Genomic DNA, 13,662 nt, shown 5'->3' with positions numbered 1-13,662 from the left:
CTAACAGAGCCCCCGGCGCGAAAGCGCCGGGGGTTTTGCTTTGTCATGCCGGTTCTGGCTCATCACGCGGCGAGCAGCTCGCGCACCATCGGCACCACCTTGCTGCCATAGAGCTCGATGCTCTTCATCAGCTTGTCGTGCGGCAGCGGGCCCGCCGAGTATTTCAGCTGGAAGCGCGCCGCGCCGAGCGCCTTGACGGTCGCCGCGATCTTGCGGGCAACGGTTTCCGGCGCGCCGACATAGAGCGAGCCCTGCTCGGCCTCGGCCACGAACTCGTCGCGGCCCATCGGCGGCCAGCCGCGCTCCTTGCCGATACGGTCGCGCATGACCTTGTAGTCCGGCCACAGCTCCTCGCGTGCCTGGGCGTCGGTCTCGGCGACATAGCCCGGCGAGTGCACGCCGATCGGCTTCGGTTCGCGGCCGAACTGCTGGTAGGCCCGCTGGTGCAGGTCGACATAGGGCGCAAAACGCTTGGGATCGCCGCCGATGATGGCAAGCATCAGCGGCAGGTCGTAATGCGCCGCGCGGACCACCGACTCGGGACTGCCGCCGACGCCGATCCAGGTCTTCAGCCGGCCGTGCTCGACCGGCGGATAGACCGACTGGCTCTTGAGCGGTGGCCGCAGCTTGCCCTGCCAGGTCACCGGCTCCTGCTTGAGCAGTTCGGTGAACAGATCGAGCTTCTCCTCGAATAGCTCGTTGTATTGCCTGAGGTCGAAGCCGAACAGCGGGAACGACTCGGTGAAGGAGCCGCGGCCGAGGATCACCTCGGCGCGGCCGTTCGAGACCGCGTCGACCGTGGCGAAACGCTGGAAGACGCGGATCGGATCGTCCGAGCTCAGCACGGTCACCGCCGAGCCGAGGCGGATGTTTTGGGTGCGTGCGGCGATTGCCGCCAGCACGGTCTCGGGCGTGGAGATCGCAAAATCGGCGCGGTGGTGCTCGCCGAGCCCGATGAAATCGATCCCGAGCTCGTCGGCCAGCACCGCTTCGTCGATGACGTTGCGGATCACCTGGGCATGGGGCAGCGGCGTGCCGGCGGCGTCGTTGGTGACGTCGCCAAACGTATCAAGCCCGAATTCGACGGAGGTCGTCATGGTCAGTCCGGTTGTCGGCGTGGCGGAGCATCCGCCACGGGCCACCCATCGCACGCAGGCCGAAAGGTCGGGTTGCTGCGGATCGATCCGCAAGCCTGCGCTGTGGAGCCTTGGGTTGGAGATAACCGGGAGCTATTGCCGATTCAGCGGGCCGGCAAGGTCACGCCGCGAAACGCAGCGTTTCCAGGCCCGATGTCGAGCAGCCCGCGGCAATCAGCCCGGGACCACCAGGAAGCCGGCGCGCGGGAAATGCACCACCACCTCGCCGACGCGCTCATCCGACCGGCGGATCGCGATGTGTTGCGCCGACAGCGAGACGATCTCGCCACGCACCGGGATCTTGCCGTAGTCATCCGGCATCACGGCAACGACGTCGCCGGGCTTGCGACCGTTCGGGTCCGTGGGGTCGCCGAACACGGGCGACTCCGGCCGCGCCTTCGCCGCGATCTCGAGCGCGTCGGCCGACGACATCTCGGTGCGCGTGCCGTGGCCGATGGCGCGGACGCGCTCCTCCCATGCCACAACGCGCGGAAAGGACGTCATGATCTCGTCCATCATGGCGAGGCTCTGTCGCGCGTACCACACGTTCATGTAGGCGCTGACGTCCGCGAGGCTGAACTCGCCGAACAGCCACGGCCGGCCGTCGCCGAGTTGCGCCTCGATCCAGTCGATATTGGCGCGGAACTGGTCGCGCATCTGCGGCAGCGCCGCGGTCATGGCGGCGACGTCGAACTTGCCGCCGCGCAACTTCTCGCGATCCTCGATGAAATCCCGCGGGACCCTGTCGCCGACGAAGCCGAACACGAGGTTGACCGTGTTCTGGAAGAACGGCCGGTCGGCCCACATGCCGAGCGCCCAGGGCACGCCGGCATTGCCTGCCGGAAACAGCGTCGGCGTCGGGTAGCGCCGCTCCAGCTCGCGGATGATGATCTGGGTGTCACAATAGATGTCGGCGCCGATCTGCATCGTCGGCGTGCGGCGATAGCCGCCGGTCATCGGCATCAGGTCCGGCCGCGGCATGATCCGGGAGATCCGCACCGAGCTCCAGGCGAGCTTCTTGAACCCGAAGATGATGCGGATCTTCTCGGAGAACGGCGATTGATCGAAGTGGTGCAGGATCGGCGTGGGCTGCGACATGGCCTTCTCCCGGGACAGGGTGCGATCTCGACGGACCTTGCCGCATAAGCTGACAAGATTCCGGCCGATCGCAACCAATATTCACGGGCGAGAAGGGTGGCGCAGCGTGTTCAGAACTGCTCCGCCCACGGCCGCAAGTCGAGCTCCAGCGTCCAGGCGCTGCGATGCTGGTGGTGCAGCACCCAATAGGCGTCGGCGATGGCCGCGATGTTGAGCATGCCGTCCGGCCCGCGCTCGTCCTTCAATTGCGGACGCATGTTCAGCAGGCGGTCGCCCTCGATCCCGCCATCGACCACGACATGGCCGACATGGATGCCCTGCGGCCCGAATTCCCGCGCCACGCTCTGCGCCAGCGCGCGCAGCGCGGCCTTGGCGGCGGCGAACGGTGAGTAGTTGGCCTTGCCGCGCAGCGAACCGCTGGCGCCCGTAAACACCAGCGTGCCGCCGCCGCGCGCAAGCAAAGCGGGGATCGCGGCCTGTGCCAGCTGGAAACCGCCGAGCGCGTGTTCGCGCCAGTGCTCCTCGAAGCGCTGCTCGCTGACCTTCAGAAACGGTGCCGGCCGGTTGGAGCCTGCATTGTGCACAGCCATCGCGAGCGGTGCGAGCCGCTCGGCCGCCGCGACGAAGCGCGCGACGTCGGCCGCCGTGGAGGCGTCGCCGACCACATGCGCGACCGTTGCGCCGCTTGCGGCCAGCTCGGCCGCGGTCGCGGCGAGCTTGTCGGCGTTGCGGCCGGCGATCGCGACGGGATAGCCGCCGGCGGCAAAGCGACGCGCAATCGCGGCGCCGAGGCCGTTCGACGCGCCGACGCCGGCAATCAGCACGCTTCCTTGTACGGCGGTCGGCTCGAGGGCGGATCGGTCGTTCATGGCTTGCTCCATCAAGGTGCCCGCGGCGCGGGCGAAATCATTCGTCGGACGCCATCGCGATGATGCTGTCGCGCACGGTGCGCAGGACGGCATCGGACCGCTTCTGGTCGGTGAGGACGCGCGAGATCGCCAGCGCCCCGACCATCGCACTCACCGCGAGGATTGCGTTGCCGTCGTCATCGTCGCCGAACGTCTCGGCGACCTTGGCGATGAAGGATTCGATGTGCGGCTCCATCACCGCGCGGCACTGCGCATCGGCGCGACCGACATCCGAGATCAGCGCGCCGATCGCGCAGCCCGACTTGGGCGAGTCGCGATGGGCGCGGCTGAGATAGCTCCGCACCAGCGTGTTGATATTGCCCGGCTTGTCGGGATCGCGCGCCGCGTGAGCCGACGCTTCGCCTGCATGCAGCGCTTGTTCCAGAGCCGCGGCGATCAGGTCGGAACGCGAGGCGAAGTGCCCATAGAAACCGCCATGGGTCAGCTTCACCTGCTGCATCAGGCCGCCGATGCTGAGCGCGTCGAGGCCCTTGTCGCGGATCTGCGTCGCAGCCTCGTTCAGAATACGCTCACGGCTCCTGGCCTTGTCGGCCTGGGAATGGCCCATCTCGCCTGGCCCCTGTTTGACTCTCTTTCTGGATTATGACCATCATGCATCTGGATGACAACCATCATCCAGAAATTATCCAGTCACAAAGCAGGGAGGAACTGATGTCCGGCAGCGCGAGCGAAGGGCGGGTCCGCCACGAGCGGCACGACCACATCCTCAAGATCATCATCGACAATCCCGCGAAGAAGAATGCCTTCAGTCCGGAGATGATGGCTGAGCTTTCCGACGCGCTGACGCTGCTCGACAATGACGACGGCCTCTGGGTCGGGGTGCTCTGCGCCGCCGGCGGCAGTTTCACCGCGGGTCTCGACATGCCGAAATTCTTCGGTCCGACGGCGACGCGCAAGCCGCTGCCGGAGGGCAACGTCGACCCGTTCGGATTGTCGAAGCGCTGCCGGAAGCCGATCGTCACGGCGGTGCAGGGTATCGTGTTCACCGTCGGCATCGAGATGATGCTGGCCGGCGATATCGTGATCGCCGCGGACGACAGCCGCTTCTGCCAGATGGAAGCCAAGCGCGGCATCGCGCCGCTGGCGGGCGCGCATTTCCGCTATATCAGCCGCGCCGGGTGGGGCGATGCGATGTATCACCTGTTGCTGTGCGACGAGTTCACCGCCGCCGAGGCGCATCGGATCGGTCTCGTGCAGGAAGTCGTGCCGGCGGGCCAGCAGGTCGAGCGCGCGATGGCGCTCGCGGAGATCATCGCGCGCAATGCGCCGCTTGGAATCCAGGTGACCAAGGAGGCGGGCCGCAAGTTCATCGAAGCCGGCGAGCAGGCGGCAATCGCGATCATTCCGCAGATCCGCGAACGTGTGCTCAACACATCAGATGCGGCCGAGGGTATCAAGTCGTTCGTTGAGCGCCGCGCCGCGGTGTTTCAGGGACGCTAGTTGCGTTCACGATACGTGCTCGAAGAAGCTGTGACAATGATGTCGCAGCTTCTTGATTTCGATCACGACAATGTAGCAGCGACTCTTGTCGAGATTCATCGAATCAGGGAGATTCGATCCATTCATTAAATTCTGTTTCGTCCTGCTTTCACTCAAGCGTCCGGTATGGATTCCCATGACAAACGCACGAGTAATAGTTGTCGGAAATAACAAGGGCGGCTCGGGCAAGTCGACAATTGCCATGCATATCGCCATCGCGCTGATCAAGGCGGGTCAGCGCGTCGCTACCATCGATCTCGATAACAAGCAGAAGTCGCTGACGCACTACGTCGAGAACCGGCGGGACTGGGCGCGGGAAACCTCGCTGGATCTCGGCGTTCCCGCGCATATGTGCTTCGAGACGGTGAGCGGCAGGAGCAGCGAGGTCGAGACGCTCGGGCGCAGCGCGCTTGCCGAGATCGTCGAGCGGCTCGGCCGGTCGCACGATTTCGTCGTCATCGACTGTCCCGGCCATGACACCTATCTGACGACGTTCACGCATTCGCTGGCGAACACGTTGATCACGCCGCTCAACGACAGCTTCCTCGATTTCGACGTGCTCGGCACCGTCGATCCGAACGAGTTCAAGGTGACCGGCATCAGCCACTATTCGAAGATGGTGGAGGAGGCGCGGCGCCAGCGCAGCACACACGATCAGCCGGCATTCGAGTGGGTGGTGCTGCGCAACCGCCTCTCCACGCTCGGGTCACGCAACAAGCGCTTGGTCGGCGAAGCCTTGAGCGAATTGGCCAAGACGCTGAATTTCCGCCTGGTCGATGGCCTGGCCGAACGCGTGATCTTCCGCGAATTCTATCCGCGCGGACTGACGGCGATCGACGACGTCAGCCAGCTCGCACTCGGTAGCCGGCCGACCATGTCGCATGTCACCGCGCGGCTCGAGATGGAGCGGCTGATGACTGCCATCATGCTCGGCCATCTGGTGGCGCGCCCGCCGGAATCCTCCGACGCCAGCCGCGACGCGGCGTAAGGCGACGTCGGGCCGCTACCGGCAATTGGCGTTGCCGGCGTCGGCGACGATCAGGAACGTGATCGTTCTGGGTGCGAAGACGATCGTTCCGGCGACTGTCGCATTGCCGTCCAGGGCGGGGATACGATCAGAGGTTCCAAGCAAAAGCGTCGCGCCATTGAGCTGAACGTTGCCGTCGGCAGGCTTTTTGCTCGTGAGCGTGTAACGTTGCGAGGCGGCCGACAGCGTGAGCTTGCGCCGTGTTCGCCGGTCATTGTTGATGACGAGCAGGGCTACTCCATCAGGCATGTCGCGCGCGCAATGCGCATAGACATGGAAGCCGTGACGCTCCGCGATACCGCCGTCGAGCACGGTGGTGCCCATCAACCGCCGCCACAGCAGCGCAGCCCAATAGTTCGGCCGCGGCAGATGAGTTCGCTCGTCCAGCAGCCCGTAGTCGCTCGCCGCAAGCGTGTTGTGCATCACCACCTGGACGCCGGCCTTGGCCAGCCGTCCGAGTTGATCGAGGTAACGGAACGTGTCGGCGAAGGTTGCGGCCAAACGATTGCCGCCGCATGCGGTCTCGGCCGTCTCGGTCAGCCAGATCGGCTTGCCCGGCGCAAGCTGGTCGCGCAGCGTCTCGTAGAGGGCGAGGCTCTCGCCGGTTCGCGCCAGCCATTCGTCCGACAATGCATGCCTTGCCCTGCGATCACCGCCGCATCGCGCCGACAGCGCGCCATAATGATGATAAGAGACCGCGTCGACGCCGGCTGCCGATGCGGCGAAAAGCGCTTGGGCCTCAGCGCCGGTGCCGATCGTGCCGGGGCCGAGGATCGTCACGTCGGGCGCGGTGTCCTTCATGAAGGCGCGGAACGCTGCAAAATCCTGGCCGTAGGCCGCAGCATCGTAGCCGTCAGGGGCGCTGCCGATGGTCGGCAGATCGGGCTCATTCATGAACTCGGCTGCGGCGATACGCCCACCGGCCGATCGCGTGAAAGCGAGAAGTTGCCGGGCCTGCTCGGGGCTCCATTGCCCCGCAGCGTCACGCGCGCCCGCGCTGATCGCAAAGGACGTGACGATCGGAGCGTCGACGGCGTGCGAGAACTCGATCACGTCCCGCCACTGCCGTCGCGTCAGCACGCCGTTGAAGCCGGCCGTCGGTGCAGCCGGTGGCGTCTCGGAATCCGCAAAGAACGTGCTGTTGGCCCAGGTCCCGCTGACGCGCAGATACGCGGGTGAGAGGGCTGCGGCGAGCTTGCGGAGCCTGCCATCGTGCAGGTCGATCGGAGCGCGAGCTGCGAACCGCTCCGTCTCTGCACGCCGGCGCGTGGCGGCGGTTGCATAGGGTCTCCAGAACCGTCCGCCGGTCACCTCGACCATCTCGATGTTGTAGGACTGAAAGCGCGGGTCGATGGTCGCGACGCGCGGCAGGGTCGCGACATTCAGGGCGAACTCTGCCGCGGCCGCCTTCGTATGCGCGAAGGCTGCCATCGCCGAGACGGCGACGAGGCATTGAAGCGGATAAGCCCAGCGGTCGCGCACGGGTCCTCGCGGCGTTCCGGATTGTGGGTGTTCAGGATGCCGCCGTGGCTTGCTTGAATCAATGTGGGAGCGCGCCTTGCGGCTCGTTCGCGATACGATCCCACAGCGCGCGGATCATGTCCTTCATGACCAACGCGTCCTGCCAGCGGTCGGACAGTTCCCTGCCGTCGGGCCCGGTGATGGCATAGGGCGGGGGACCGAGCTCGCACAGGAAGGTCAGGGTCGCGTCGGGACCGGCACGTTTCCGCCACGAGCGGATACCGTAGTCCCACCAGCCCATGAACAGCGACACCCAGCCCTGGTGTTGCGGAAAGCCGAGCGAGATCTGCACCTGCTCGCGGCTCGCGATACGGCCATGGATGCCCCAGGCATTGTCGAGGATGCGATGGATCATCGCGTGGTTGACGTCGTCGACCGGCCAGGCGAATTCGCGGCCGACCAGATAATGCGAGAGATCGGCGGTAAGCCGCAGATCGGGAAAGCAGTCGAGCAGGTCGAGCATGAAGAACAGGTCGGTCGTCATGCGGTCGCGATGGGTCTCGACATGCACGGCGACGCCGGCCTCCGCGGCAAGCCGCCGCCAACCTTCGAGCAGCGGAATGCAATCCGCGAGCCGGCGCGGCCGAACGTCCGGCTGCAGGTTGACATGATCGGCGCCGAGCCGGGCGATCAGCTCGAGCACCGGTTTCAGGTCGTCGAGGCTCTTCGGGTAGCATTGCGCCTGCCAGATCATGCCATGCGCGCGAAGGAAGCTCGTCACCTCGCGCGCGAAGGCGGGATCGATGAAGCGCACGCCGGCGCCGTCAAACCCGGCATCGCGGATCATCGCGAGCTGGGTTTGCAGCGGCCATTCGCCCTCATCGGCCAGCCGTCGCTCCATCGCCCAGAGCGACTGCAAGACACGCAGTTGCTGCGCCACCGATCAGGCCCGCGCCGGGATCGCCGCGGGCAGCTCGGCCTGTTCGCTCGCGTCGGCGGCGATGTTCTCCTGGTAGGTCTCGGGCCCGATCCAGATCGCAACGACGGTGCAGGTGGACAGGAACATCGCGTAGCAGGCGACCGGCCACCAGGTGCCATAGGCTGCCACAAGTGCCGTGGCGACGAACGGCGCCGGACCACCCGACAGCAGCGAGCCGAGCTCGCGGGCGAAGGCAAAGCCGGCGAAGCGGCGTTGCGGCGGGAACAGCTCGGCGAAATACGCCGCCTGCGGTCCGAACATCGCCGCGGTCACCACGGCGCGCGCCAGGATGAAGGCGAGCGCGATCATGACCCATTCCTTGGTGCCGACCATCCAGAAGAACGGGAAGGCGAGCGCCACGCCGGCCAGCGCGCCGAACATGTAGACCGGCCGCCGTCCGATCCGGTCAGACAAGGCCGCGAAGCCGAGGATCGCAAACAGTTCGACCGTGAATGCCAGCATCAACGCGCTGAGCGCCTCGGCTTTCGGCACGCCGAGCGTGGTGATCACATAGCTGAGCCCGAACACCGGGAAGAAATAGCCGAGCCCGTTCTCGGCCATGCGGGCACCGAGCACGACGAAGAAGTTGCGCGGGTGTCGGCGCAACGCTTCCATCGCCGGATTGCTTTCGACCTTGCCGCGCGCGACCACCGCCTCGGTGTAGACCGGGGTCTCGGTGATGCGCATGCGGACGAAGATGCCGACGACGATCAGCAGGAAGCTCGCCAGGAAGGGCAGGCGCCAGCCCCAGCTCATCAGGTCCTCGCGCGGCAGCATGGTCACCAGCGCGAAGGCGCCGGCCGCAAGCAGATTGCCGACGGAGACGCCGAGCGGCGCGAAGCCGCCCCAGAAGCCGCGATGCTTCGGCGGTGCGTTCTCGACCAGGTAGATCACCGCGCCGCCATATTCGGCGCCGGCGCCAAGGCCCTGGATGACGCGCATCGCGACCAGGAGGATCGGCGCCCAGACGCCGATCTGCCCATAAGTCGGCAGGAAGCCGATCGCGGTGGTGCCGATGCCGATCATCAGGAGTGTGGAGACCAGCACCGGCTTGCGGCCATAGCGATCGCCGAGGATGCCGAACAAGAGGCCGCCGAACGGCCGCACCACGAAGCCGACGCCGAAGGTCAGGAACGACAACAGCGTGCCGACCACCGGATCGCTCTTCGGAAAGAACAATTCGCCGAACACCAGCGCCGCTGCGGTGCCGTAGAGGAAGAAGTCGTACCATTCGAGCGCGGAGCCGATGCTTGCGGCCAGGATCACACGCAGGCGCGATGTGCGAGCGCCATCTCTTGCCATCTCGGTCATTCGTTTCCCCGTTGTTTTGGTTTTTATGGTCGTTTTGATCGGGCACGATCTCCGCGCAAACGCATTCCGCTTTTGTCGCGGCGGATCGTGCTCGTGAAAGCAGCAATGCCCGCGGCCTGGCCGCGGGCATTGTGGTCGGTCTTAAGCGGCGCGCGTGAAGTAGGATTTCTTCGACGCCGACTGGGTCTCGTAGATCGATCCTTGCCGCTTGGCCGGCGGCAGCGGCATCCGCACCGGCACATCGGTGAGCCGCGGCGCGACCACCGGCGGACCCGCCAGCAGGCGGCTGTTGAATTCGTCGAAGTCCTTCACGCCCATCAGCGGCCAGGCGTCGCTGGCAGCTACTTCATAGAGCAGCAGGTTGCGCGGCCGGTTCGATGTGTTGGTCGCCGAGCCGTGCAGCGCGCGCACGTGATGGAACGACATGCTGCCGGCCTTGCCCATGCAGGGTACCGCGCGCTTGATGTCGTCCTGAATCTGGTCGGGATCGATCAGGCCTGCGAAGTGGCCGTCCTCGCCGTGATGATCCCACATCGTGGCGCCGGTGTGCGACCTCGGCGTCACCAGCATCGGACCGTTCTCGATATCGCAATCGTCGAGCAGCACGCCGATCGCGAGGATGTCGTCATTGGTGTGCGGATAGAATGCCCAGTCCTGATGCCACTCAACCGGCGAGCCGTATTGCGCCGACTTCATGTTGAGCTTGGAGCCGTGCAAGCGAAGGCCGGGGCCGATCAGCTTGGTGAGGATCGAGATCACGGCGGGGCTGCGCACGATCTCGTCGAAGATCGGGTGCACCTTGTGCGGCGCCTTGATGCGGCGGACGCGCGGATTGTCAGGCGAATGGCCCGGCTCGAGGTCGTAGACGTCGGTGTGCTCGCTCACGCTGGCGGCGCCGGCCACGAGCTCCGCGAGTACCGTGCGCACCTTCGCCAGGGTTTCCTGGTTGAGCACCTCGGGGACCACGATCACCCCGTCGCGCTTGTAAGCCTGGGCCTGTTCGTCCGAAATCATGCCGTTTCTCCCTTTTTGTTGCATGTTAGCGCTGACATGAGGTGATGCTAGCGCTAACATTATGGCTTGGCAACCCGGAATCGTGCAGGCTCCGGCCCATGAGCTCCGAACTGACCGCCCCCGGGACCGGCCCGGCCGGTGCCGCGCCCACCCTTTCAGAGGTGGCCAAGCGCGCCGGCGTTTCCTCGATCACGGTGAGCCGGGTGGTGCGGATGCCCGACCTGGTCGCCCCGCAGACCCGGGCGCGGGTCGAGCAGGCGATGCGCGACCTCGGCTATATCCCGAACCTGGTGGCGGGCGCGCTGGCGAGCGCACGGACCAATTCGGTCGGCGTGCTGGTACCGACCATCGCCAACTCGATCTTCGCCGACACGGTGCAGGGCCTGTCCGACAAGCTCGAGCCGCTCGGCTTCTCCGTGATCCTGGCGCAGTCGCGCTATGACGCGGAGCGCGAGGACCGCATGCTGGCGGCGCTGCTGTCGCGGCGGCCCGAGGCGATCATCATGGTCGGCTCGCCGGCGACCGAGGAGGGCAGCCGCCTGCTGCGCAATGCGCGCATCCCGATCGTCGAGACCTGGGATCTGCCGGCAAACCCGATCGACGCGGTCGCGGGCTTCGACAATTACAAGGCCGGTGTCGCCGTCGCGAAGCATCTGGTCGCGCAGGGCCGCAAGCAGCTCGCCTTCATCGGCGGCGACGATCCGCGCGGCACGCGCCGCTGGTTCGGCTTCAGGGACGAGGCGCTGGCCAGCGGCCTTGCCGAGCCGCGCCGGTTGATCCTGGACCGCAAGGATTCCGGCAGCGTGGCGGCGCATGCTCGCCTGCCTGGTGTCGACGCGGTGTTCGCCGCCAACGATGCGCATGCGATCGGCTTCATGTCCGGGCTGCGCAAGGCCGGGCTGCTGCGCGACGGGCCTGCATCGGCGCAGCCGGTCGCCGTGATCGGGCTTGGCGATCTCGAAATGGGCCAGTTGATCTCGCCGACCCTGAGCACGATCAGCGTGCACGGCGACGCGATCGGCCGCACCGCGGCGACGCTGACGCTGGAGCGCGGCGGCGAGCGCCGCGTCGATCTCGGCTTCGAACTGGTGCTGCGCGACAGCGGTTAGCGCGCCTCGCCCACGGTGCGGGCGGAGGTGCTCGTCTCTTTCCGTGCTTTCACCTTGTCGCGACCCCGGCGTCGACCGCCTCGAGCAAGGTCACCAGGCCCCGCAGGATGGCGATCGGCGAAGGCGGGCAACCCGGAATGTGGAGATCGACCGGAACAACCGCGGAGACCCCGCCAACCACGGCGTAGCTGCCGGCGAAGCATCCGCCATCCCTTGCGCAATCGCCCGCAGCGACGACCCATTTGGGATCTGGCGTCGCACGGTATGTGCGCTCCAGCGCCTCACGCATGTTCTTGGTGACCGGACCCGTGACCAGCAGCACGTCGGCGTGACGGGGCGAGGCAACGAACCGGATTCCAAACCGTTCGACGTCGTAATACGCATTGCTTAACGCGTGTATTTCCAGCTCGCATCCGTTGCAGGAGCCTGCATCAACCTCGCGGATCGAGAGGCTGCGGCCGAGGCGTCGTCGTGCGGTGTGGCTGACCATGGCCGCGAGCTCCGCGAGCGCAGCGTCGTCCGGGCGCGGCGCTTGCTCCGTCAATGGCTGGCGAAACAGGCTCTGGAACAGAAGTTTGCGCATCGCCTCAAGCCCTCAGAGATCCTGCCCGGAATAGGAGCAGTTGAACGACTTATTGCAGAGTGGGAAGTCCGCCACGATGTTGCCTTCGATGGCCGCCTCGAGCAGCGGCCACTGAAACCACGACGGATCGCGCAGATGGCATCGCTCGATCCGATCGCCGTTCAGGCGCAGCCAGGCCAGGATGTCGCCGCGGAAACCTTCGACGAGCGCCATGCCTTCGCAAGGCTCCGCCGTATTGTGCAGTGGCACTTGCACCGGGCCGGCCTCGAGGCCGATCAGGATCTGGTACGCCAGCGCGAGACTCTGCTCAACCTCGCGGATCCGGATCCAGACCCGGGCGTTGACGTCGCCGTCGCTGAGGACGGGGACTTCGAAGCGGAGGCCATCATAGGGGAGATAGCCAGGCTTGCGTCGGGCATCATGATCGCGGCCGCTCGCGCGCCCGACATAGCCCCCGGCGGCGAATTGCCGGGCGAGCGTTGGAGCAACGATACCGGTGCTGACGGTGCGGTCCTGCAACGAGGCGGTGTTGTCATAGAGCTCGACCAGCGCAGGGAAATGCCGGCGGATCTGGTCGAGCGCGGCCCGGATCGCGTCGGCTCCATGGCCGGCGATATCGCGCGCGACGCCGCCGGGAACGATGAGGTCGCGCATCAGGCGGTGACCGAATGCAGCGTCGGCCGCGCGCAGCGCGGATTCGCGTAGCACGGCGCAATGCGCCTGCATCAACGCAAATGACGCATCGTTGCAGATCGCGCCGATATCGCCGAGATGATTGGCCAGCCGCTCGAGTTCCGCCATCAGCGCGCGCAGCAACAGCGCGCGCGGCGGCACGGCAATCCGCTGCGCGGCCTCGACGGCTTGCGCGAACGCCAGCCCATAGGCGACCGTGCTGTCGCCGGAGACCCGGCCGGCGAGCCGCGCGGCCTGCTCGATCGTGCTGCCCGCCATCAGCCCTTCGACGCCCTTGTGGGTGTAGCCGAGCCGCTGCTCGAGGCGGACGACCGTCTCTCCGCTCGCGGTAAAGCGGAAATGCCCGGGCTCGATGATGCCCGCATGCACCGGACCGACTGCGATCTGATGCAGGCTGTCCCCCTCGGCCGGAAGGAATTGATAAAGCGCTGCGTCCGCCGATGCATCGCGATGTTCGCCGAGCGGGAAGCGCGTTTGCCAACGGCCGTGATCAAGCCAGGGACGGGAATCCGGTGTGTCTGTCGCCTGCAATCCGAACAGGTCGTGCAGGGTGCGCTCTAATCGAAGCGCCGGCGGATGATGGGCCGCAACCGAAGGAAATTGGCGATTGGGACAATCCAGGCTGATCACGCCGATATCGGACGTGCGGTCGTCGAGGACGGCCATGTGCACGCGCGAGGGCTCGCCCCACAGCCCGAGCAGGCTCAGGGCGCCATCCGCAAGCGCGTGAGCGGCGGCGCGCCAGGTATCGCCGTCGACCACGGCGCGCGGCCATGGATGATGTCGTTCGATCCTGTGGCCCGCCCGGATCAGATCGATCAACCTCGGCATATCCTGCTCTCC

Annotated in this window: 14 protein-coding genes; 3 read left to right on the top strand and 11 right to left on the bottom strand. The window is 66.3% G+C overall.

The features are described from left to right. Nucleotides 1-62 precede the first annotated feature (62 nt). From ACVIYL_RS41855 to ACVIYL_RS41840, 4 genes are all read right to left on the bottom strand, one after another. The gene (locus tag ACVIYL_RS41855) at nucleotides 63-1,097 is read right to left on the bottom strand and encodes an LLM class flavin-dependent oxidoreductase (RefSeq protein WP_456781368.1); all 1,035 of its coding nucleotides are present in this window, start codon (nucleotides 1,095-1,097) and stop codon (nucleotides 63-65) included. A gap of 213 nt (nucleotides 1,098-1,310) precedes the next feature. Then, complete coding sequence (locus ACVIYL_RS41850; protein ID WP_456781367.1) at nucleotides 1,311-2,234, bottom strand: glutathione S-transferase family protein; 924 nt, start codon at nucleotides 2,232-2,234, stop codon at nucleotides 1,311-1,313. Nucleotides 2,235-2,344: 110 nt separating this feature from the next. Beyond that, on the bottom strand, nucleotides 2,345-3,103 hold the full coding sequence (locus ACVIYL_RS41845; protein WP_057015277.1) for an SDR family NAD(P)-dependent oxidoreductase: 759 nt from the start codon (nucleotides 3,101-3,103) through the stop codon (nucleotides 2,345-2,347). 37 nt (nucleotides 3,104-3,140) lie between these two features. Further along, on the bottom strand, nucleotides 3,141-3,710 hold the full coding sequence (locus tag ACVIYL_RS41840; RefSeq protein ID WP_057015234.1) for a TetR/AcrR family transcriptional regulator: 570 nt from the start codon (nucleotides 3,708-3,710) through the stop codon (nucleotides 3,141-3,143). Nucleotides 3,711-3,814: 104 nt separating this feature from the next. Between ACVIYL_RS41840 and ACVIYL_RS41835 the strand changes: the two genes are divergently transcribed. Then, nucleotides 3,815-4,603, top strand: a complete 789-nt coding sequence (locus tag ACVIYL_RS41835; RefSeq protein ID WP_076824401.1) for a crotonase/enoyl-CoA hydratase family protein — start codon at nucleotides 3,815-3,817, stop codon at nucleotides 4,601-4,603. A 6-nt stretch (nucleotides 4,604-4,609) separates the two neighbouring features. On the opposite strand, the gene ACVIYL_RS41830 is transcribed toward ACVIYL_RS41835, so the two are convergent. Then, complete coding sequence (locus ACVIYL_RS41830) at nucleotides 4,610-4,846, bottom strand: hypothetical protein (RefSeq protein WP_168857948.1); 237 nt, start codon at nucleotides 4,844-4,846, stop codon at nucleotides 4,610-4,612. On the opposite strand from ACVIYL_RS41830, the gene ACVIYL_RS41825 reads away from it, so the two are divergent. Continuing rightward, nucleotides 4,845-5,630 carry a division plane positioning ATPase MipZ gene (locus ACVIYL_RS41825; RefSeq protein ID WP_456781366.1) on the top strand — a complete coding sequence of 262 codons (786 nt, stop codon included), beginning with the start codon at nucleotides 4,845-4,847 and terminating at the stop codon, nucleotides 5,628-5,630. The genes ACVIYL_RS41830 and ACVIYL_RS41825 overlap by 2 nt on opposite strands. A 15-nt stretch (nucleotides 5,631-5,645) precedes the next feature. Here ACVIYL_RS41825 and ACVIYL_RS41820 read toward each other — a convergent pair whose 3' ends face one another. From ACVIYL_RS41820 to ACVIYL_RS41805, 4 genes are all read right to left on the bottom strand, one after another. Continuing rightward, a complete protein-coding gene (locus ACVIYL_RS41820; RefSeq protein WP_456781365.1) occupies nucleotides 5,646-7,151 on the bottom strand; it encodes a hypothetical protein in 1,506 nt (501 codons plus the stop codon). A gap of 58 nt (nucleotides 7,152-7,209) precedes the next feature. After that, nucleotides 7,210-8,070: a sugar phosphate isomerase/epimerase family protein gene (locus tag ACVIYL_RS41815; RefSeq protein WP_456781364.1), complete on the bottom strand. Its 861-nt coding sequence runs from the start codon at nucleotides 8,068-8,070 to the stop codon at nucleotides 7,210-7,212. Between the two features lie 3 nt (nucleotides 8,071-8,073). Continuing rightward, the gene (locus ACVIYL_RS41810; protein ID WP_456781363.1) at nucleotides 8,074-9,420 is read right to left on the bottom strand and encodes an MFS transporter; all 1,347 of its coding nucleotides are present in this window, start codon (nucleotides 9,418-9,420) and stop codon (nucleotides 8,074-8,076) included. Between the two features lie 141 nt (nucleotides 9,421-9,561). After that, a complete protein-coding gene (locus ACVIYL_RS41805; RefSeq protein ID WP_316398695.1) occupies nucleotides 9,562-10,434 on the bottom strand; it encodes a phytanoyl-CoA dioxygenase family protein in 873 nt (290 codons plus the stop codon). Between the two features lie 98 nt (nucleotides 10,435-10,532). Here ACVIYL_RS41805 and ACVIYL_RS41800 point away from each other — a divergent pair, with 98 nt between their 5' ends. Beyond that, the gene (locus ACVIYL_RS41800) at nucleotides 10,533-11,543 is read left to right on the top strand and encodes a LacI family DNA-binding transcriptional regulator (protein ID WP_456781362.1); all 1,011 of its coding nucleotides are present in this window, start codon (nucleotides 10,533-10,535) and stop codon (nucleotides 11,541-11,543) included. Between the two features lie 49 nt (nucleotides 11,544-11,592). On the opposite strand, the gene ACVIYL_RS41795 is transcribed toward ACVIYL_RS41800, so the two are convergent. Together ACVIYL_RS41795 and ACVIYL_RS41790 are read right to left on the bottom strand one after the other, a co-directional pair. After that, nucleotides 11,593-12,126: an NADH-quinone oxidoreductase subunit B family protein gene (locus ACVIYL_RS41795; protein WP_456781361.1), complete on the bottom strand. Its 534-nt coding sequence runs from the start codon at nucleotides 12,124-12,126 to the stop codon at nucleotides 11,593-11,595. A 12-nt stretch (nucleotides 12,127-12,138) separates the two neighbouring features. Beyond that, entirely contained in the window at nucleotides 12,139-13,650 is a 1,512-nt protein-coding gene (locus ACVIYL_RS41790) for a hydrogenase large subunit (protein ID WP_456781360.1), read from the bottom strand. Between the last annotated feature and the right edge of the window lie 12 nt (nucleotides 13,651-13,662).

The sequence above is a fragment of the Bradyrhizobium sp. USDA 3315 genome (assembly GCF_054056795.1).
The sequence above is the reverse complement of the archived record's forward strand: the minus strand, read 5'-3'. Positions and strand labels throughout refer to the sequence as shown.